Origin of the sequence: Allobosea sp. MMO-172, assembly GCF_037147855.1 — a bacterium.
Lineage (GTDB): Bacteria > Pseudomonadota > Alphaproteobacteria > Rhizobiales > Beijerinckiaceae > Allobosea.
On record NZ_JBBCUM010000001.1, the window covers coordinates 85,559 to 105,386 of the forward strand.

15 protein-coding genes are annotated in these 19,828 nt (G+C 67.8%); 5 read left to right on the top strand and 10 right to left on the bottom strand.

All coding sequences use genetic code 11. The features are described 5' to 3' along the window. Positions 1-201 precede the first annotated feature (201 nt). Positions 202-6,234 (top strand): apolipoprotein A-IV repeat region-like domain-containing protein, encoded by a 6,033-nt coding sequence (locus WFK61_RS00400; protein ID WP_336809527.1) that lies wholly within the window; start codon positions 202-204, stop codon positions 6,232-6,234. Positions 6,235-6,318: 84 nt separating this feature from the next. On the opposite strand, the gene WFK61_RS00405 is transcribed toward WFK61_RS00400, so the two are convergent. The 5 genes from WFK61_RS00405 to WFK61_RS00425 all read right to left on the bottom strand — a co-directional run bounded on the left by WFK61_RS00405 (position 6,319) and on the right by WFK61_RS00425 (position 10,950). Then, complete coding sequence (locus WFK61_RS00405) at positions 6,319-7,032, bottom strand: DNA helicase (protein ID WP_336809529.1); 714 nt, start codon at positions 7,030-7,032, stop codon at positions 6,319-6,321. 187 nt (positions 7,033-7,219) lie between these two features. Next, complete coding sequence (locus WFK61_RS00410) at positions 7,220-7,825, bottom strand: ABC-type transport auxiliary lipoprotein family protein (protein WP_336809531.1); 606 nt, start codon at positions 7,823-7,825, stop codon at positions 7,220-7,222. A 3-nt stretch (positions 7,826-7,828) separates the two neighbouring features. Then, positions 7,829-8,971, bottom strand: a complete 1,143-nt coding sequence (locus WFK61_RS00415; protein WP_336809533.1) for an MlaD family protein — start codon at positions 8,969-8,971, stop codon at positions 7,829-7,831. Positions 8,972-8,974: 3 nt separating this feature from the next. Continuing rightward, a complete protein-coding gene (locus WFK61_RS00420) occupies positions 8,975-9,808 on the bottom strand; it encodes an ABC transporter ATP-binding protein (RefSeq protein ID WP_336809534.1) in 834 nt (277 codons plus the stop codon). 2 nt (positions 9,809-9,810) lie between these two features. Next, on the bottom strand, positions 9,811-10,950 hold the full coding sequence (locus WFK61_RS00425) for an MlaE family lipid ABC transporter permease subunit (protein WP_336809536.1): 1,140 nt from the start codon (positions 10,948-10,950) through the stop codon (positions 9,811-9,813). Positions 10,951-11,262: 312 nt separating this feature from the next. Here WFK61_RS00425 and WFK61_RS00430 point away from each other — a divergent pair, with 312 nt between their 5' ends. Then, entirely contained in the window at positions 11,263-12,120 is an 858-nt protein-coding gene (locus WFK61_RS00430) for a hypothetical protein (protein ID WP_336809538.1), read from the top strand. A gap of 17 nt (positions 12,121-12,137) precedes the next feature. Here WFK61_RS00430 and WFK61_RS00435 read toward each other — a convergent pair whose 3' ends face one another. The 3 genes from WFK61_RS00435 to WFK61_RS00445 all read right to left on the bottom strand — a co-directional run bounded on the left by WFK61_RS00435 (position 12,138) and on the right by WFK61_RS00445 (position 15,020). Further along, positions 12,138-13,013, bottom strand: a complete 876-nt coding sequence (locus WFK61_RS00435; RefSeq protein WP_336809540.1) for an ABC transporter permease — start codon at positions 13,011-13,013, stop codon at positions 12,138-12,140. After that, complete coding sequence (locus WFK61_RS00440; RefSeq protein WP_336809542.1) at positions 13,010-13,831, bottom strand: ABC transporter ATP-binding protein; 822 nt, start codon at positions 13,829-13,831, stop codon at positions 13,010-13,012. Before WFK61_RS00440 ends, WFK61_RS00435 begins: the two co-directional genes overlap by 4 nt. 157 nt (positions 13,832-13,988) lie before the next feature. Then, positions 13,989-15,020 carry an ABC transporter substrate-binding protein gene (locus WFK61_RS00445; RefSeq protein WP_336809544.1) on the bottom strand — a complete coding sequence of 344 codons (1,032 nt, stop codon included), beginning with the start codon at positions 15,018-15,020 and terminating at the stop codon, positions 13,989-13,991. A gap of 148 nt (positions 15,021-15,168) precedes the next feature. On the opposite strand from WFK61_RS00445, the gene WFK61_RS00450 reads away from it, so the two are divergent. Next, positions 15,169-15,969 (top strand): creatininase family protein, encoded by an 801-nt coding sequence (locus WFK61_RS00450; protein ID WP_336809546.1) that lies wholly within the window; start codon positions 15,169-15,171, stop codon positions 15,967-15,969. Positions 15,970-16,120: 151 nt separating this feature from the next. Here WFK61_RS00450 and soxR read toward each other — a convergent pair whose 3' ends face one another. Beyond that, complete coding sequence (gene soxR, locus WFK61_RS00455; protein ID WP_336809548.1) at positions 16,121-16,576, bottom strand: redox-sensitive transcriptional activator SoxR; 456 nt, start codon at positions 16,574-16,576, stop codon at positions 16,121-16,123. A gap of 76 nt (positions 16,577-16,652) precedes the next feature. Between soxR and WFK61_RS00460 the strand changes: the two genes are divergently transcribed. Further along, positions 16,653-17,246 (top strand): NADPH-dependent FMN reductase, encoded by a 594-nt coding sequence (locus WFK61_RS00460; RefSeq protein ID WP_336809550.1) that lies wholly within the window; start codon positions 16,653-16,655, stop codon positions 17,244-17,246. 98 nt (positions 17,247-17,344) lie between these two features. Beyond that, entirely contained in the window at positions 17,345-18,109 is a 765-nt protein-coding gene (locus tag WFK61_RS00465) for an MBL fold metallo-hydrolase (protein WP_336809552.1), read from the top strand. Between the two features lie 131 nt (positions 18,110-18,240). Here WFK61_RS00465 and WFK61_RS00470 read toward each other — a convergent pair whose 3' ends face one another. Next, positions 18,241-19,770, bottom strand: coding sequence for a malonate--CoA ligase (locus tag WFK61_RS00470; RefSeq protein WP_336809554.1), 1,530 nt, complete (start codon positions 19,768-19,770; stop codon positions 18,241-18,243). Positions 19,771-19,828: the final 58 nt, after the last annotated feature.

Consider the following 19,828-nt stretch of genomic DNA (forward strand, 5'->3'; position numbering starts at 1 on the left):
GAAGCGCCCTGATGGTAAACGAGGCGTTAACGACGTTTGTGAATCGCGCGGTCAAATGGGTTTCCAAGGCTCCAGGGGTCCACTACCCTTCCAATTGGTAAATGATGGGCGCAGTGTCTCCGTTCACCCGGCCAGAGGCGGCATGGGGCGGCGGAGATCACCGTACGCGCCCATGTTCAGTAGCGTGGCGAGGCGGCAACGATGAATCGACCCAAGAAGCTCCAGGACCCCACTGAAGCTGCGATGTCGGCGATCGAAGAGGCGCTGCGGCTCGACCAGCCCAAGGACAGCACCGAGACGCCGGTCGAGACCGAGCCCCGGCTGCCCTCGACCAGCGAGAACGACCTGAAGCTCGAACTGCCGCGCGTCGAGCCGGCTCCGGCCGCGCCGTCGCCCGCGCCCGCTGCTCCCGCCCAGCAGCAACAAGCCGCGCCGCCGCGCGCCGCGATCGCGCCCGATACCAGCCGCGTCGCCAACGACGACCGCCGGGATTCGAGCTCGCTCGTCCAGGCCTTCGCCGTGCGCCCCTCAAGCAGGCCCTACTGGTTCGCCGCTCTTGCCTCCCTCGCCTGGCTCGGCGGCGCCGCCTTCGTCCTGCTCGGCCGCTATGGCTCGTTCAGCAACGGCCTGCCTGAGCCCGTCGCCAGCTTCGGCATCGGCGAGTGGACCCTGCTCGCGCTCTCGATCGGCGCGCCGGTCGTGTTCTTCTTCGTGCTGGCGGCGCTGTATCGCCGCACCCAGGAAATGCGCCTGATCTCGCGCGCCATGACCGAGGTCGCGCTGCGCCTCGCCGAGCCGGAGGTTGCCGGCGCCGATTCCGTGCTGTCGCTCAGCCAGACCATCCGCCGCGAGGTCGCCGCCATGGGCGACGGCATCGAGCGTGCGGTCGCGCGCGCCGGCGAGCTGGAAACCATCGTGCGCGGCGAGATCTCGACGCTCGAGCGCGCCTATGCCGACAACGAAATCCGTTTGCGCTCGCTGATCGACGAGCTCGTCACCCAGCGCGAGGCCGTGGTCGGCAATGCCGAGCGCGTCAAGCTCGCCATCAGCGGTGCCCATGACGGGCTCGCCAAGGATCTCGACAGCGCCAGCCGCGCCATCGCGGACGCGGTCTCGCAGGCCGGCGACCGCGTCACCGGCTCGCTCGGCGCCAAGGGCGACCAGATCACGCAGGCGCTCGGCCGCGCCGGCGAGAAGATGATCGAGGAAATCAGCGGCCGCAGCCACGACCTCGTCGAGCGCCTGCAGATCACCTCCGGTGAAGTCTCCGAGCGCCTGGCCGGCGCCAGCGGCAACCTCTCGGACATGCTCGACGGCCGCGCCAAGGAGATCGCAAGCTCGCTGGAGCGCACCGGCGCGGTCCTCACCGAGGGCCTGACCACCGGCGCCCAGGACGTCACCCGCGCCATCAGCGAGACCGGCAACCAGGTCGCCGAGACGCTGACCGGCCGCGTCGAGACCGTCAACGAACTGCTTAAAAACACCGGCGAGTCGCTCGCCCGCGACATCTCGGCGCGCGGCACGGAAGCCGCAGAGCGCTTCGAGGCCAGCAGCCGCAACATGGTCGCGCAGATCGAGAGCCAGAGCGAGGCCCTGCAGGCGCGCCTGGCGGAATCCGGCGAGGCGCTGCGCAGCGCGCTGTCCGACGAGGGCGAGAGCGTCACCACGCGCCTCGCCGAGGTCGGGCGCGGCGTCAACAGCCTGCTCAACCGCCAGAACGAAGCCATCGCCAGCCGCCTCACCGAGGTCGGCGAGAGTGTCCATGGCCTGATCGGCACGCATGGCGAGACGCTGGTCAGCCGCCTCAACGAGACCGCCCGCACCGTCGACGACGTGCTGCGCGAGCGCAGCGAGGCGATCATCCTGCGCGTCAACGATGCCAGCCAGTCGCTCAGCGAATCCGTCGCGCAGCATGGCGACACCCTCACCGGCCGCATCACCGATGTCGCGGGCCAGGTGAATGGCCTCTTCACCGATCAGGGCAGCAAGCTCGTCGACCGCCTGAACGAGACCGGCCAGACCGTCCACACCCTGCTCGACCAGCAGGCCGAGAAGCTCGTCGGCCGCGTCTCCAGCGCCGGCAACGAGCTCGCCGATCTGGTCGGCCAGCAGAGCGACGGCGTCGTCGAGCGCGTGGCCGAAGCCGGCCGCAACCTCGCCAGCCTGATGGGCGAGCACAGCGACGCCACCGTCGCGCGCGTTTCCAATGCCGGCGCCGATGTCGCCAAGCTCCTGTCGGAACGCAGCGAGGCGCTGGTTTCCAGCGTCTCGGGTGCGGTCAACACCGTCGAGACTCGCCTGCGCGACGAGAGCGAATTGCTCGTCAGCCGCCTCACCCAGGCCGGGCAGGATGTCAGCGCCGTCGTCGGCAGCGAGAGCGAGCGCCTGCTCTCCGGCCTCTCGGAGACCGGCATGCGCGTCAGCGCCCTGCTCGACGAGCAGGCCGGCGCGATGACCGTCAAGGTTTCGCAGGCCGGGCTCGAGATCAAGGACCTGCTCGGCAACGAGAGCCAGGCGCTGGCCAGCCGCGTCGCCGATGTCGGCCGCTCGGTGCACGGCATCCTGGCGGAGCGCTCGAACGCGCTGATCTCCCGCCTCGCCGAAACCGGCGCCAGCATCGACCAGCAGCTCGACGAGCGCGGCGCGACGCTCGCCTCCCGCATCACCGGCAGCATCGAGGCGGCGCAGAACGCCCTTGAGCAGCAGCAGACCGGCTTCCTCGCCAACATCGGCGACACGGCTGAGAAGGTCGGCGCCCTGCTCGGCGAGCAGCGCGAGACCATGGTGCGCGACCTCGTCAGCACCGGCCGCGAAGTCCATACCCTGCTCGGCGAGCAGAGCGAGGATCTGGCACGCCGCATGACCGAGGCGACCCGCACCCTCACCGAGACGATCAATGTCGACGGCCGCCATGTCGCCGACCGCGTCTCCGAGGCGACGCTGGGCCTGCGCGACACCTTCACCGTCCATGCCGAGGAGGCGCGCACCCTGCTCGCCGGCACCGGCCGCGAGATCGTGCTGGCGCTGACCCAGCAGGGCGGGCGCGTCAACGAGGCGCTCTCGGCCAACGCCGAGTCGATGCTGCGCTCGGTCGAGGGCCGTGCCCAGGCGCTGAACGAGGCGCTGGCGCTGCGCCACGATGCCTTGATCAAGCTCTTCGACGAGCGCGGGCATGAGATCGAGGCCGCGCTCGGCGGGCGTCTCGCCGCGCTCTCGACGCTGTTCGATACGCAGGGCCGCGATGTCGAGACCGCGCTCGCCGCGCGCCTCGGCGCCTTCGAGGACCTCATCGTCAACCAGGGCGGCCTGCTGACCGCCAAGATCGCAGGCGACGCGCAGCAGCTGACGGCCGCGCTCCATTCCGGCATCGCTCAGGTCGAGAAGCTGATCTCCGAAGACAGCGTCATGCTGGCCGACAAGGCCGGCACCCGCGCGCTGGAAGCGGCCGAGCTCCTCGCCAGCCGCACCCGCGAGGCCGCGGAGGCCATGGAGAGCCAGATCAAGCTGTTCGAGGACCGTTCGGGCACCAAGAGCGCCGAGATCGCCGGCACGCTCGACAGCCTGATCGCCCGCATCGACGGCAGCCTCGGCTCGCGCGCCACCGCCCTCAACGAGGCGCTGGTCGAGCGCACGGTCGATATCGCCCGCGTGCTGGCCGAAGGCGGGCGCGAAGTCACCAAGGCGCTCGCCGCCAAGGCCGACGAGATCGGCGAGGTCGTCACCTCCAAGAGCGAGTCGCTCACCCGCACGCTCAGCGACAAGGCCGACACGATCAACGCGACGCTGGGCGGCCGCGCCCTCCAGATCGCCGATACGCTCGACCAGAGCGTCGCGCGCTTCGAGGAGCGCGTCGTCGGGCGGCTCGACACCGTCTCGAACACGCTCGACACGCGCGGCAACGAAATCGCCGCCACGCTGCAGGGCCGTTCGGAGGCCATCGCCACGGTGCTTGCCGAGCGGGCGCAGGAACTGCGCGCCCTGTTCGACGACCAGGGCGGCGGCATGGTCTCGGCGCTTGCCGGCCAGAGCGAGGCGATCGCTGCCGCGCTCACCGAGCGCGCCGAGCAACTGCGCACCTTGTTCGACGATCGCGGGCTCGGCATCGTCGCCGCGCTCGGCCGTCGTGGCGACGCCATCTCGGGCGCGCTCGACCAGCGCGCCGAGCAGCTGCGCGCGATCTTCGAGGGCCAGGGTGCCGGCATCGTCACGGCCCTGGAGCGCCAGGGCACGGCGATCGCCAACTCGCTGGACGAGCGGACGGACGCCATGCGCGCCGCCTTCGACGCCAAGAGCCACGGCCTCGTCGAACTCATCGGCCGCCAGGGCGAGACCCTCGCCCAGTCGCTCGACGAGCGGGTGGAGACCCTGCGCGCGGTGTTCGACGCCAAGGGCAACGGGGCCGTCGAGGCTCTGAACGAACGCGGCGAGGCGCTGGCCGCCGAGTTCGCCACGGTCGGCGAGACGGTGGTGCGCGCGCTCGAAAGCCGCGGCAACGCCATCGTCACCGGGCTGCGCGATCGCGGCGCGGTCATCGCCAACGCGGTCGAGGCTTCGTCAAACGCGCTGCGCGAGACGCTCGAAGCCGGTTCGCGCCAGTCGATCGAGGCGCTGGTCGGCACCAACGAGCAGCTGCGCGAGGAGCTCGGCGGCATGCTGGGACGCCTCGGCGAAGCCAACAAGCTGATGCAGCAGATCGTCAACGGCGCGAACAAGAACCTCGCCGCCGTCGAGAACAGCCTGTCGACCCGCGTCGGCGAATTGCAGACTGTGATCGGCACCGTCATGGCGGAGGCCGGCTCGGCCTCGCAGCAGGTCACGGCGCAGATCGCCGAGCTGAAGAGCTTCTCGGAAGGCACGCTGCGCGAGACGACCGCGCTGATCGGCCAGCTCGACGATCGCGGCACCTCGCTCAACGAGGTGACCCAGGCCAGCAGCGCGGCGCTCAACGCCGTCGCCGGCCGGCTGGAGCAGATCGAGGGCCGCGTCGGCAAGGCGCTGGCCGAGCGCCGCGATGCGCTGGAGCAGCTGCACGGGCTGATCGCCAACCGCACCGACGATGTCGAGTCGATCACCCGCACCTTCGCCTCGCTGATCGACGATTCGCTCAGCACGGCCGAAGCGCGCGCCCGCCAGATCGGCACGGTTCTGTCCGACTCGGCGGAATCGACGACGAACGCGATCGCCCAGCAGTTCGAGACGATCCGCTCGGCCACCGGCCAGGAGCGCGAGCGCACGGCGGAAGCCCTGCGCGCGGCCTATGCCCAGGTCTCGACCGAGATCGGCGGCGAGATCACCAAGGTGACCGAGCGCTTCCAGAAGGCGGCGCAGGACATGCGCGGCATCACCGGCGACATCCAGCGCGAGCTGGAGGCGACGCGCGCCGAACTGAAGCGCGGCGTGCTCGAACTGCCGGCGGAGGCCCAGGAATCGACCTCGGCCATGCGCCGGGTCGTGGCCGAGCAGATCAAGGCGCTGAACGATCTCACCGAGATCGTGACGCGCTCCGGCCGCCGTGGCGACGTCTCGCTGCCGATCGACCATGTCGCCAGCCGGCGCCCGGTCGCGGCTGCGGCCGCCCCTGCCCCGGTTGCCCCGGCCCGGCCCGCCCAGACGTTCTCGCCGGCGCCGCAGCCTGCACCTGTCGCGGAAGAGCCGCTGCTGCGGCCGTCCATCGATGCGGCGAGCGAGCCCGCGCAGCCTGCCGCGCCGCGCCCGAACGTCCGGATCGAGACCGCGACCGCGCCGACCCGCCCGGCCACGGTGCAGGAGGCCCCGCGCCGCCAGCCGGAACCGGCCCAGCAGCAGCCGGCCAAGGCCGGCTGGCTCTCGGACCTGCTGACCCGCGCCTCGCGCGAGGACAAGCAGCCCGAGCCGAGCAAGCCGACCTCCCACTCGATCGAGAAGCTCGACTCGCTCTCCGTCGATATCGCGCGGATGATCGACCATGACGCGGCCGTCGAGCTGTGGGACCGCTACAAGCGCGGCGAGCGCAATGTCTTCACCCGCCGGCTCTACACGCTGCAGGGCCAGCAGACCTTCGACGAGATGCGCCGCAAGTACCGCCGCGACGCCGAGTTCAAGGACACGGTGGACCGCTATATCGAGGAGTTCGAGCGCCTGCTCGGCGAAGCCGCGAAGGATGACCGCGACTCGATGGTTGCCAAGACCTACCTGACCTCGGAGACCGGCAAGGTCTACACGATGCTTGCCCATGCCAGCGGGCGCTTCGAGTAAGCGACGCCGTCCCTGCCGAGACGAGAAAGGCCGCCCCCTTGGGCGGCCTTTCCTTTTGGAGTTCTGCGAAAGCCGGGAGCTGTCCTAAGCCGCCGCCCGGAAGCGCGCCTCGCCCCGGTTCACGAAGCAGGTCTTGTCGAACAGGGAGAGGTCGAGCGGATTGGGCAGGCGCACATCCGCGATCTCGGGGAACGGCCTGCCGGCTTCTTCATAGGAACGGTCGACCTGCGAGAGGAAGACGAGGATCAGCCCCCTCTCCCGCGCGAACGCCTTCAATATGCTGACCTGAAGCGCCAGCTCCGGCGTGTCGCGGCGCTGGTCGAGCAGTTGCAGGTAGTCGATCACCGCGACCGTGCCACGCGGCGCCTCCGCCAGTCTCGCGACGATATAGTCCGCACTGATCGCATCGGAGCAGTCGCAGTCGAACAGACCGGTGAATTCACCCGGTTCGATGTTGATCGCACGCAGCCGGGAGAGGACGTCGGCCTGGGTATATTCGAGCGTCAGGAACACGCCGCGGCGCCCGGCCCGCATGGCCTCAGCCAGAAGGGCAAGGCTTGCGAGCGTCTTGCCCTGCCCCGGCCGCCCGGCGATCAGGACGAGATCGCCCGGCTCCAGCAGCGGCCACAATGCGCGAACCGACGTCATTCCCGGCTGCTTCGCCGCGAGCAGGCTCCAGCTGCGATAACCCTCCTCGACCGCGATGCGGTCGAGCGCGGCATGGAGCGGGATGCGTTCCGCCCGGCTCATGAGCCGGGCCTTGCGCTTCAACTGATGGATCGGGGCCGACAAATTCATGACGTGAACCTCCTATCGCGAGCAGCTGGCGCAATCCCTCCTCATGCGTGATGCCCGGACAGTCGGTCAGGTCGTCGGAATGCCCTGCATGATGTTGCTTCCCCGGCTGGAGGGGGGAGGCTCGGGCCGAGCCGGAATCAGAATCTAGCGCAGCTGCGGGCGGAAGGAAATCGTTGGGAGGGCGCGCTCAGCGCGCCCAGCGCACGATCTCGACCAGAACCTGCGACAGTGCCCGGTCGAGCGCCTGGGCCGCGCCCGCGCCGTCGACGGAACCCGCCGGCACGCGCGCTGCGAAGAGCCGCGCCCGCTGGATCTGGCCGGTCCGGTCGCCAACGATCCGCGCCGTGATCTCGACCACCGCCATGCCGGTCGCGGCGTCGATGTTGAAGCTGCGGATATTGGTGTTGAGCTGGACGTCCGGGGAGATGCGCTGGCCCGGGCCGGAGACGGAGCCGACACGGCCGGCATTCTCGAAGGTCTGAATCAGGCGGGCCTGCACCAGCGCGGGCACCCGGTCGGCCCATTGCGCCCCGCCGACGAAGGAGAGCGCGCCGCTCGAATCCCGGACGATGACGCGATCGGAATCGAGCGCCTGCACCGCCGTCGGCTCGGCCACGACCATGATCGCCCGAGAGCCACCGACCTTGCCGAACCCGCCCGGTGCCGACAGATCGAAAGTGGTCGGCGTCGCTCCGCCACCGCAGCCGGCGAGCAGCGCGGCTGCGGCCACGGCCAGGACGGGGAGGAAGTGGCGAGCCCGGCGGGCCGGAGGAAGCTGAGCCTCGGTCGTCATGGGCTAACGGGATCCGTTGTACTGGGGAAGCGGCGGCTTGCCGCCGAAAATGAACTGCTGCGGGTTGCGTTCGAAATTCCGCAAGGTGCGGTTCAGTTCCGTAAGCGTACGCTTGCCGTCCGAAGCCAGCGATTCGACATCGCGCAGGCCCGGCCCGGTGAAGCGGTTGATGCCGGCGGTGATCTCGGCGGTGCGCTTGTCGAGATTGTCGGCCAGCGTCCGGATCGACTTGGCGGCGTCCGCAACCTCCTGGAAGGCGCTGCGGCCATCGGGGCCGGACCCGGATTCGAGGAAGCCCTTCGCCGCCTTGAGCACGCCCTCGATCTGGTCGGCCGCCTTGTCGAGCTTGGCCGTGATCGAGGCTGCGTCCTTGACCGTCTTGGCGACTTCGGCGCTCGAGCCGCCGAGCGCGCCGGTAAACTTGTCGACATTGTCGACGATGCTGGCGATGCGGTTGCGATCGACCGAGCGGACCACCGCCGTCAGTTCCTCGCTGAGAGCCTGCAGCTTCTGCGAGAGCGGCTGGACCGTCTCGGCGATGCTGCCGAAGCTGGCCATCAGCTTGTCGACGCCATCGGCGTTGTTGCCGAGCGCCTGCGAGAATTTCTCGACATTGCGGACGGTGTTGTTGATCGGCGTGGCGTTCTGCTTGATCAGCCCGTCGAGCGACGTGAGCATCCCATCGGCCTTCTGCGCGACGTTGCGCACGGTCTCGATGATGTCCTGCAATTCGGAGCGCTCGGCGATGATCGTCGGCATCGGCTCGCCGGGCTTGGCCTTCAGCATCGGCGCGGCGGGGTCACCGCCGATGAGCTGAAGCGCGACCACGCCGGCCAGGCCTTGCGCCTCGATGCGTGCGCGCGTGTCCTCGCGGACCGGCGTCGTATTGGCGACCTGGATCACGGCATAGATGCGCCGCGGATCGTCCGGCTGAAGCTCGATACTGGTGACCTCGCCGACGCGCAGGCCGTTGAACAGCACGCTCGATCCGCGGCCCAGGCCGGTCACCGTGCCGGTGAAGATGACGCGGATGCTGTCCTTGCGCCCGGCTCCGCCGCTGTTGAACCAGTAGACAAAGCCGAAGGCCGCCGCGAGGACAGCGAGCGTGAACAGACCGACAAGTGCGTAATTGGCGCGCGATTCCATGGCCTAGCCGCTTCGTCCCTGCTCTCCTGCCGGCAGCCTGGCCATGGCGCGCTCCCCGCCGAAATAGGCCTTCAACCATGGATGGTCGGACGCCAGCATCGTCGCCAGCGGGCCGACCGCGATCACCTTCTTGTCCGCCAGAGCGGCGATTCGGTCGCAGGCATGATACAGGCTGTCGAGATCGTGGGTTACCATGAAGACGGTCAGACCCAGAGTCTGCTTCAAGGTCATGATCAGGTCGTCGAATTCGGCGGCGCCGATCGGGTCCAGCCCCGATGTCGGCTCGTCCAGGAAGACGATCTCGGGGTCGAGCGCGAGCGCGCGCGCCAGAGCCGCGCGCTTGATCATGCCGCCCGAGAGTTCGGAAGGCGCCTTGTCGGCGGCGTCGCGCGGCAGGCCGACAAGATCGAGCTTCACCATCGCCAGCTCGTCGAGCAGATCGGGCGAGAGCTCAAGATACTCGCGCATCGGCACCTGGATGTTCTGCTTCACGGTCAGGGCCGAGAACAGCGCGCCCTGCTGGAACATCACGCCGAAGCGCCGCTCGAGTACGCGGCGCTGCTGCAGGTTGAGCTCGTCGACATCCTCGCCGAAGACCTCGATCGTCCCGCGCCGCTTGCGGACGAGGCCGAGGATGGTGCGCGTCAGCACCGACTTACCCTGGCCCGAGCCGCCGACGAAGCCGAGGATCTCGCCGCGCAGCACGTCGAGATCGAGCCCGTCCATGATCACCTTGTCGCCGAAGGCGACCTTGAGATCGCGGACACGGATGACCGCCTCGGGCTCGCCGGGCGCCTGCGCCGGATGATTGAGGTGAGGAGCGTCCTGCCGCGTCATCGTCAGAACTCGATCGAGGCGAAGAACATGGCGAAAAGCCCGTCGACGACGATGACCATGAAGATCGCCTTCACCACCGAGGCCGTGACCTGCCGGCCGAGCGATTCCGCCGAGCCCTTGACCGCGAGCCCCTCGATCGAGGCGATCAGCCCGATGACGAAGGCCATGAAGGGCGCCTTGATCAGGCCGACGGCGAAATGCTTCCAGGTGATGACCGATTGCAGACGGGCAAGGAAGGTATCGACGCCGATGCCGCCATAGAGCCAGGAGACGAGCCCGGCGCCGACCAGGCCGGCCATCGCGGAGATGAAGGTCAGGATCGGCAGCGAGATGATCAGCGCGAGGATGCGCGGCACCACCAGGACCTCGATCGGGTCGAGCCCCATCACGCGCAACGCGTCGATCTCCTCGCGCATCTTCATCGAGCCGATCTCGGCAGTGAAGGCCGAGCCCGAGCGACCGGCGATCATGATCGAGGTCAGCAGCACCGCAAGCTCGCGCAGGATCAGGATGCCCGTCAGGTTCACGACGAAGGCGGAGGCGCCGAACTGCTGGAGCTGGAAGATGCCCTGCTGCGCGACGATGCAGCCGACGAGGAACGAGATCAGCATGATGATCGGCGCGCCGTTGAAGGCGATCAGCTCGATCTGGTTGACCAGCGACGGCCCGCGGAACTTGCGCGGTCCCAACACGACGCTGATCGAGCCGACCACGACCTCGCCGAGGAACATCGCGCCGCCGACCATGTCGCGGCCGAAGCGCACGACGCCCTCGCCAATATCGACGAGGATATCGATGGGGCCGACATGCCGGTGCGGTTTCGGCGGATCGTCGTGGACCTGAACCTCGGCCAACAGGATGCCGTGCTCGCGCCGGCTGCTGACGAGTTCGATATCGACGCCGTCCTGCTCCTGCCGGGCCTTCAGGCGGTTGAGGACATAGGCGCCAAGCGTATCGAGCCGCGTCACGTCGGAGAGGTCGATCCGGGCGCCGGCCTGCGTCAGGCCTTCGGTGATCTCGCCGATCAGTTCCTCGATCCGCGGGGCGCGGTCGGCGCTCCACGAGCCCGCCAGCGCCACCGCGAGCGTGCCCGCGTCATCGCGGATAGTCGCCTGCGGTTCGGCGGTATCGAGGCTCGCCATGTCGCCGTGAGGTCCCTGTTCCCCTGGCCGAAACGGCCCTGCAGCCTCGTGCGACCGCGCGTTGCCGGTCACATCAGCTTCCACCCCCTGCCCTGTATTGCCGTGCCGCGCGTGCTTGGCAAGCATCGGGCCATCCATTGCCGCCCACTGTGTCGCCAATGCCGCGAAAGACCTGCGAACCACGCCTTCGCGGGCGAGCTGTTCCAATTCGGGGCGAAAGCAGCAATTCCTTAAGAAATCGCAAGGCAGGCTCGATTTGTAACGTCACGACCGCCCTGCTGATTCGGCCGGTCCTTCGAAGGCAGATTCGTCATGGGCGACGCGCGCTCGCTGACACCGCTGAGCCAGGCCGATTACGAGGCGATCGAAGCCGCAGTGATGGAGACCGCGCGCGGCCGCTGGTTCATGGTCGAATATGCCAAGCGCAACCGGCAGGCGGACACACTGCAGCTGCTCGGCGCCATCGAGCGGATCGAGCGGGTCGTCGGGCTCGGCGTGCAGGAGACCAGCCGCGAGACCAACCTGATCGAGGCTGCGGCGCTGATCAGCGACCTGCGCACCGATCTCGAGCGCATCAGCGGCAAGGCCGAAGCCCGCTCGTCGGGACTGGCGGCCCAGATCGAGAAGGCCGCCGGCACCGTGCTCGCCGCGACCGAAAGCATCCAGGAGGCTGCGTGGAGCCTGCGCGAGACCGGCGCGGACACGGAAGCCTGCGACGCGCTCGACCGACGCGCGGCCGAGATCTCGACGGCGATCGGCGTCGTCGACAGCGTGGTCCAGCGCATCGACAAGATCGCCGATACGATCGCGATGCTGGATTCGAGCCTGCGCGCCTTCGGCGAGGTTTCGCGCGAAACCAGCGTGAGCTTCGAGTCGATGGCGGCGACCGCGGCAGCGATGACCGTGCCGCCGCCCTCCTCGATGCCGCGCCAGTACGACGACCTCGAGATCGCGACCGAGGGGCGTCAGCCCGTCCCGCTGGAGCGCAACGACCGGCCAGCGGACGAGGCGCGCCTCGCCACGGCTCCGCTGCTCGACGACGATATCGTCTTCAGCGATTCCGACAGTGCGATGCCGGAGGCGTTGCGCCTGGCGGCAAGCCCGTCCGAGACCGCCCTGCGCGAGCTCGACGCGCTGCCGGCCGAGCGCAAGCTCGCCTATTTCGTTTAGCTCGCTTCGCCAGCCGCTCAGTTCTCGCGGCGGATCGCGCTTTCGTGCCAGCGGTGCAGCAGCAGGTACGAGATCAGGCTCGTCGCCAGGAAGATCGCGATGCCTGAGAGCGAGATCATCACCAGCGCCGCGAAGACGCGCGGAATCTTGAGCTGATAGCCCGCTTCCAGAATGCGATACGCGAGGCCCGAGGCGCTGCCGCCGGTGCCGGCGACGAATTCCGCGACGACCGCGCCGATCAGCGCGAGGCCGCCTGAAATCTTCAGCCCGGCAAGGAAATAGGGCAGCGCCGCCGGCAGCTTGAGATAGCGCATCGTCTGCCAGCGCGAGGCGCCGTAAAGCTCGAACAGGTTGACGAGGTTATGGTCGGCCGAGTTCAGCCCGAGGATGGTGTTCGACAGGATGGGGAAGAAGGCGACGATCCAGGCGCAGATCAGCAGCGAGAGGTCGATATCGTTGGCCCAGATGATGATCAGCGGCGCGATGGCGACGATCGGCGTGACCTGCAGGATCACCGCATAAGGCAGCAGCGCCATCTCCAGCCATTTCGACTGGCTGAACAGCACCGCGAGCGTCACGCCGACGACGACGGCGGCGGCAAGCGCCATGAAGGTGATCTTCAAGGTGACCCAGAGCGAGCCCGAGAGCGTGCCCCAGTCCGCGACCAGCGTCTGCGCGACCAGGATCGGCCCCGGCAGGACATAGTGCGGGATCTCGTTCCAGCGGACGGCGAATTCCCAGAGCGCCAGCACGGCGACGCCGATCACTAGCGGCGCGAGGATGCGTGGCCAGACGCTGGCGGGCAGGCCGAGGATGCGGGCCTCGGCCACCGCGACGGGCAGCGCCTGGGCGTCGGTTCCGTCCGGGCTCAAGGTTTCGACGGGCGCGCTCATTGGCCGATCGCCTCCTTGAGCTTGGTGGAGGCGACGCGGCAGAGATGGGCGTATTCGCCGGAGGTCCGGAAGAGTTCGTCGCGCGGATAGGCGGCATCGACCGAAAGATCGGCCATGACCCGGCCGGGCCGTGCCGCCATCACCACGATGCGCTGCGAGAGATAGACCGACTCGAAGACCGAGTGGGTAACGAAGACGGCAGTGAAGCGCTCGCGCTCCCACAGGGATAGCAGGTCGTCGTTGAGGCGATGACGGGTGATCTCGTCAAGCGCCGCGAAGGGCTCGTCCATCAGCAGGATCTTGGGCCGCATCACCAGCGCGCGGGCAATCGAGACACGCATTTTCATGCCGCCCGAGAGCTCGCGCGGATAGGATTTCTCGAAACCCTTGAGTCCGACCAGCGCCAGCATCTCGGCGGCGCGCGCCTCCGCTTCGGCGCGGGCCACGCCCTTGAGCTTGAGCGGCAGCATGACGTTGGCCAGCGCATTGGCCCAGGGCATCAGCGTCGGGTCCTGAAAGACGAAGCCGAGATCGCGGGCGCCATGGCCGGCGCTGCCCTGCGCCTCTCCGGTCTCGCCCGGCCAGGTGATCGTGCCGGAACTCGGCGCGCCGAGGCCCGCGATCATGCGCAGCAGCGTCGACTTTCCGCAGCCGGAGGGGCCGAGCAGGCTGATGAACTGCCCCGCCCCCAGCTCCAGATCGACATCGCGCACGGCGAGCGTGCCGTTGGCGAAGCGCTTCGAGACGTGCCGGACCGCCACCAGCGGCGTGCCTGCGCTCTCGTTGCCCGAGGGTGTGCTTAGATAGGCCGTGTCCAAAGCCTGATGATCCGATCTCGATACCAATTCCGCCACGTCATCCCGGGCGACCGAAGGGAGACCCGGGATCCATTCCGGAACCGCTCAGGAATGGATCCCGGATCGGCGCAGCTTCGCTGCTTGTCCGGGATGACCCGCTCTTTCCGCAAGGGCTCACTCAGCCCTTGCCGATGCCCTTGTTGACGAAGTCGAGGCTGTAGGCCTTCTTCACGTCGACGCCAGCCGGAACGACGCCGGCCTCGCTCATCGTCTTGTAGAAGCTCGCCCAGCGCGCGTCGGTCATCGCGCCGATGCCGAGCGTCTTGGCGTCACCGGAGACGACGATGCCGCGCTCGGTCATGACCTTCAGCGCGTAGTCGATCTTCTCCTGATCCATGTCGGGATTGTCCTTCAGGATCCGGGCATTGGCGGCCTCGTTGCCGGCGCCGCCCTTCATGTACTCGGCCCAGCCTTCCAGCGTGGCGTCGGTGAAGCGCTGCACCAGCTCCTTCTTCTCCTGGACCATCTTCCGGGAGATCGTGATCGTGGTGTTGTAGTTCTCGAAGCCGGCATCGGCGAGGAGATGCACGACCGGGTCGACACCCGCCTTGCGGATGACGAAGGGCTCGGAGGAGAGGAAGCCCTGCTGCGTCAGCTTCTTGTCGGCGAGGAACGGCGCCATGTTGAAGGTGTAGGGGCGGATCTGCTCGTCCTGGAAGCCGAACTTGAGCTTCAAGAAGGGCCAGAAACCGACGCGGGCCTGCGCTGCGATCAGGATCGGCTTGCCCTTGAGATCGGCGAGCGTGTCGTTGCCCTGGCCGGGATGCGAGATCAGGACCTGCGGGTCCTTCTGGAAGATAGAAGCGATGCAGAGGAAGGGCAGGTTCTCATGCGCGAAGCTGAGCGCCTCCAGCGAGTTGCCCATGATCATGTCGACGCGGCCGCCGAGCAGCAGCTGGGTCGGATTCTGCTGCGGGCCGCCGGGGCGGATCTCCACGTCGAGACCGTATTTCTTGTAGATGCCGTTGGCCGCGGCGAGATAGAAGCCGCCATGCTCGGTCTGGGCGCGCCAGTTGGTCTGGTAGCTGACCTTGTCGAGCGTCTGCGCGTTGACGCGCGCGCCCGGCACGGGGATCAGCAGGGACGCGGTGGAGCCGCCGATCAGCCCCAGCGCGGCGCGCCGGTTCACGCGATATTTCATCGTCGTCATCTCGCTATCTCCCCTCACGCCTCGGCCGGCCCGGCCTCTGGCCCGTCTCCTTATCCCATGCGATAGGACGACGGGACAATGCAACGCCGTGCCGCCGGGTTTCTGCACAGAAACAAGGCGATCGCATCGGCTCCTGACAGGCCTGATCATGACCGCACGTTTCTGGGGCGACCTGAAGAGCTCCGACTTCGCCACGCTTTCGCCTGACCGCACCGTCGCGGTGCTGCCGCTGGCCGCGATCGAGCAGCACGGCCCGCATCTGCCGGTCTCGGTCGATACCACCGTGATGAACGGAATGCTGGGCGAGGCGATGCCGCTGGTGCCTGATGATCTCGACGTGCTGGTGCTGCCGACGCAGGCCGTCTGCAAGTCGAACGAGCATCTGCATTCGCCGGGCACGGTCACCATCGGCTGGGAAAGCGCGATCCGCTCCTGGATCGAGATCGGCGAGAGCGTGAAGCGGGCAGGCCTGCGCAAGCTCGTGCTGATCACCTCGCATGGCGGCAATGTCGACCCGATGAAGATCGTCGCGCGCGAGCTGCGCGTCGATCACAGGATGCTCGCCGTCTGCACGGCCTGGATGTCCTTCGGACTGCCGGAGGGGCTCTATGGCGAGCTCGACATCCGCCACGGCATCCATGGCGGCGATGTCGAGACCTCGCTGATGCTGCATTTCCGACCGGATCTCGTCGACATGAGCCGGGCCGCGCTGTTCAAGCCGCATACCGTGACCATGGCCGAGGACGGCTATGCGCATCTGCGCCCGACCGGCCCGCATGCCTTCGCCTGGATGGCGCAGGACGTGAACCGCGCCGGCGCCGCCGGCGATGCCAGCCTCGCGACGGCAGCGAAGGGCAGGACGACGGCGGCGCTTCAGGCGCAAGGCTTCGTCCTGCTGATGGCCGATGTCGCTCGGATGCCGCTCGATACGCTCTACAAGGCGGGTTGATCGATAGGGCGCAACCTCTCCCCGCTGCGTCATCCCGGGCTTGCCCCGGGATCCATCATAGAGTGCGGAGTCCTATGATGGATCCCGGATCGGCGCTGCTGCGCAGCTTGTCCGGGATGACGGCGCGCCTGTAAGAAGCCTCCCCCAAAACTCATTCGGGATCGAGGAGGCGCGGCCCCGGCCCCTCCTCGGCCAGGCGGTCGAGCGGGTTGTGCAGCGGGCAATCCCGCACCGAGAGGCAGCCGCAGCCGATGCAGCCGTTCAGGTGGTCGCGCAGTCGCGTCAGCCGGTCGATGCGGCGCTCCAGCTCCTGCTTCCAGGCGGAGGACAGCCGCGTCCAGTCGGCGACGGTCGGGGTGCGCTCCTGCGGCAGCGCCTTGAAGGCCTCGCGGATGGTCTTCAGCGGAATGCCGGCGCGCTGCGCCACCTTGATGATCGCGACCCGGCGCAGCACCTCGCGGGCATAGCGGCGCTGGTTGCCCGCCGTGCGATGGCTGCGGATCAGCCCTTCCGCCTCGTAGAAATGCAAGGCCGACACGGCGAGCCCGCTGCGGCGGGCGACATCGCCGACGCTGAGCTCTCCCGGCAAACGCAGCTGCTGGGACATTGGAAACGCCTCTTGACCTGAACCTTACTTGAGGTTCTATAAGCCGCGCTCCCGTGAAGCAAACCGGAGCGTTTCCATGCACCAGAAGGTCGATACGCGGATCAGGCTCGCCCTGATCTATGGCAGCAGCCGCGAGGGCCGCTTCTGCGACAAGGTCGCCGGCTGGGCGATCTCGCAGATCGCTGGCGACGGCCCCTTCGACCTCGCGGTCGTCGATCCCGGCGAGATCGACCTGCCGCCGCGCCATGTCAGCGGCAAGCACCCAGCGCTTGAAGAACTGCGGCAGATTATCGGCTGGGCCGACGGTTTCGTCGTGGTGACGCCGGAATACAACCGCGGCTACCCCGCGATCCTGAAGTTCCTGATCGACGCGGTCGGGCCGGAATGGCGCGGCAAGCCGGTCGGCTTCGTCTCCTATGGTGGCATCTCGGGGGGCTTACGCGCCGTCGAGCAACTCCGCCTCGTCTTCGGCGAGCTCCATGCCGCGCCGATCCGCGACGGCGTCGCCTTCGCCGATGTCTGGAGCCGCTTCGATGCGGAGGGCGGATTGCTGAACGCCGACCGCGCCGAGCAGGCGATGGCGACGATGCTGGCGCAACTGCATTGGTGGGCCAGCGCGCTACGCAAGGCGCGCGAAAGCGTGCCCTACGGCCAGTTCGCGGCGGCGTGATACGTCACGCGAACGTGGAAAGAGCTTCACAAATCCGAACTGGTCTCTTCGTGGCGGGATGCGGAACAATGCCTTTCCCTGATGAGGAGCCGACGGATATGAAGCTCAAACTTCTCCGCAACGCGACGCTGAAGCTCACCTATGGCGGCAGGACCTTCCTGATCGACCCCGATTTCGGCCCGCGCCACAGCCGCCGCTCCTTCACCGGGCGTTCGGAGAATCCGATGGTCGATCTGCCCGAGCCGATCGAGGACATCATCGCCGGCGTCGACACCGTGATCGTCTCGCATCTCCATGCCGACCATTTCGACGAGGTCGCCAAGGAGCGCCTGCCGAAGGACCTGCCCGTCATCTGCCAGCCCGGCGACGAGGCGGCGATCGCGCAGGCGGGCTTCTCCTCGATCACGGCGATCGACTGCTTTATCCGGCTCGGCCAGATCATCCTGAAGCGGCACCCGGCCCAGCACGGCACCGGCGCCGTGGTCGAGACGATGGGGCCGGTGATGGGCCTGAGCTTCGAGGCGCCGGGCGAGCCGACGCTCTACTGGTGCGGCGACAGCGTGCTCTACCCGCCGCTGCGCGATGCCGCGACGGCGACGGGGCCGGACGTCATCGTGACCCATTCCTGCGGGGCGATGTGGGACAACACGCTGATCGTGATGGATGACGAACAGACGCTCGATCTCGCCGAAGCCTTCCCGCTGGTGACGGTGATCGCGACGCATATGGAAGCGCTGGACCACGCGACCGTCAGCCGTACCGCTCTACGCAAGGCAGCGAAGGAGCGCGGCGTCGATACGCGGCGCCTGCGCATCCCCGCCGATGGCGAGACGATCGAGCTCGGCGTGCCGGCGCTGGTGTGAGTCACCCCGCACATGCCGTCATCCCGGGCGACCGCAGGGAGACCCGGGATCCATTCCGGAACGGATCAGGCATGGATCCCGGCTCTTCGCTTCGCTCCGGCCGGGATGACACACGATGAAGGTAGAGGAGTTTACTCCCCCGCCTTCAGCTGCTTGGCGTAGATGTCCTTGTACTGCTCGCGCAGCAGGTTCTTCTGGACCTTGCCCATGGTGTTGCGCGGCAATTCGGCGACGACGAAGACCTGCTTGGGCTGCTTGAACTTGGCGAGCCGCTGCTCCAGCGCCGTGGCGATGCCCTTCGCGGTGATCTCGGCACCTGGCTTGCAGACCACGACCGCGGTGACGCCCTCACCGAAATCGGGATGCGGCACGCCGATGACCGCGCTCTCGATCACGCCCGGCATCTCGTCGATCTCGGTCTCGACTTCCTTCGGGTAGACGTTGTAGCCGCCGGTGATGATCAGGTCCTTGCCACGCCCGACGATATGGACGTAACCGGCCGGATCGATCTTGCCGAGATCGCCGGTGATGAAGAAGCCGTCGGCCCGGAACTCGGCCTTGGTCTTCTCGGGATTGCGCCAATAGCCCTTGAAGACGTTGGGGCCCTTGACCTCGATCATGCCGATCTCGTCGCGGGCGATCTCCTTGCCGCTCTCGGGATCGGTGACGCGGGCCGAGACACCCGGCAACGGGAAGCCGACCGTGCCGGCGACCCGATCGCCTTCATAGGGGTTCGAGGTGTTCATATTAGTCTCGGTCATGCCGTAGCGCTCGAGGATGGCGTGGCCGGTCTTCTCGCGCCATTCGCGATGCGTCTCGGCCAGCAGCGGCGCCGAGCCGGAAACGAAGAGGCGCATATGCTTCGTCGCCTCCTTGGTGAGGCGGGCATCCTGAAGCAAGCGGACGTAGAAGGTCGGCACGCCCATCATGCTCGTGGCCTGCGGCAGATACTTGAAGACCTGCTCGGGATCGAACTTGGGCAGCAGGATCATCGAGGCGCCGGACAAGAGGATCACGTTGGTCGCGACGAAGAGGCCGTGCGTATGAAAGTTCGGCAGGGCGTGCAGCAGCACGTCCCCCTTCGTGAAGCGCCAATAATCGACCAGCGCCAGCGCATTGGACGACAGGTTGTCGTGGCTCAGCATCGCGCCCTTGGAGCGGCCGGTCGTGCCGGAGGTGTAGAGGATCGCGGCAAGATCGTCCGGCCCGCGCGCCACATCCGCGAAATCGCTCGAAGCGGCATTGGCCTTGTCGAGCAGGCTGCCATTGCCGATGCCGAGCGTCTCCAGCTTGGCGCCGGCCTTCTCGGCATAGGGACGCAGGGCCTCGGCCTTGGCGGGATCGCAGACGAAGACGGCGGGTTCGGCATCGCCCAGGAAATATTCGATCTCGGCCGGGGTATAGGCGGTGTTGAGCGGAAGGAAGATCGCGCCGGCCCTCACCGTGCCGAGATAGAGCATCAGCGCCTCGAAGCTCTTCTCGACCTGAACTGCGACGCGGTCACCCGGCTTGACGCCAAGCCCGACCAACGCATCGGCAAAGCGCGCTGAAACAGCGACCATGTCGCCATAGGAGAAACGCCGGCCGTCATCGAGCAGCGCGAAGGGCGCATCCGGCGCCGGCATGCGCGAGCGGATCAGGTCGAAGAGGTGATTGCCCATGATTTCGGGTCCTTTCAGGCGTTTCCGTCCGAGAGGTCGGAATGAATCTGGTATTCAG

What these genes read in the sequence shown, in the direction of transcription:
- WFK61_RS00435 (WP_336809540.1), bottom strand. Translation starts at nt 13,013, where the DNA reads ATGAGCGCGCCCGTCGAAACCTTGAGCCCGGACGGAACCGACGCCCAG.
- WFK61_RS00410 (WP_336809531.1), bottom strand. Translation starts at nt 7,825, where the DNA reads ATGACGACCGAGGCTCAGCTTCCTCCGGCCCGCCGGGCTCGCCACTTC.
- WFK61_RS00425 (WP_336809536.1), bottom strand. Translation starts at nt 10,950, where the DNA reads ATGGCGAGCCTCGATACCGCCGAACCGCAGGCGACTATCCGCGATGAC.
- WFK61_RS00405 (WP_336809529.1), bottom strand. Translation starts at nt 7,032, where the DNA reads ATGAATTTGTCGGCCCCGATCCATCAGTTGAAGCGCAAGGCCCGGCTC.
- soxR (WP_336809548.1), bottom strand. Translation starts at nt 16,576, where the DNA reads ATGTCCCAGCAGCTGCGTTTGCCGGGAGAGCTCAGCGTCGGCGATGTC.
- WFK61_RS00430 (WP_336809538.1), top strand. Translation starts at nt 11,263, where the DNA reads ATGGGCGACGCGCGCTCGCTGACACCGCTGAGCCAGGCCGATTACGAG.
- WFK61_RS00400 (WP_336809527.1), top strand. Translation starts at nt 202, where the DNA reads ATGAATCGACCCAAGAAGCTCCAGGACCCCACTGAAGCTGCGATGTCG.
- WFK61_RS00445 (WP_336809544.1), bottom strand. Translation starts at nt 15,020, where the DNA reads ATGACGACGATGAAATATCGCGTGAACCGGCGCGCCGCGCTGGGGCTG.
- WFK61_RS00465 (WP_336809552.1), top strand. Translation starts at nt 17,345, where the DNA reads ATGAAGCTCAAACTTCTCCGCAACGCGACGCTGAAGCTCACCTATGGC.
- WFK61_RS00470 (WP_336809554.1), bottom strand. Translation starts at nt 19,770, where the DNA reads ATGGGCAATCACCTCTTCGACCTGATCCGCTCGCGCATGCCGGCGCCG.
- WFK61_RS00420 (WP_336809534.1), bottom strand. Translation starts at nt 9,808, where the DNA reads ATGACGCGGCAGGACGCTCCTCACCTCAATCATCCGGCGCAGGCGCCC.
- WFK61_RS00415 (WP_336809533.1), bottom strand. Translation starts at nt 8,971, where the DNA reads ATGGAATCGCGCGCCAATTACGCACTTGTCGGTCTGTTCACGCTCGCT.
- WFK61_RS00450 (WP_336809546.1), top strand. Translation starts at nt 15,169, where the DNA reads ATGACCGCACGTTTCTGGGGCGACCTGAAGAGCTCCGACTTCGCCACG.
- WFK61_RS00460 (WP_336809550.1), top strand. Translation starts at nt 16,653, where the DNA reads ATGCACCAGAAGGTCGATACGCGGATCAGGCTCGCCCTGATCTATGGC.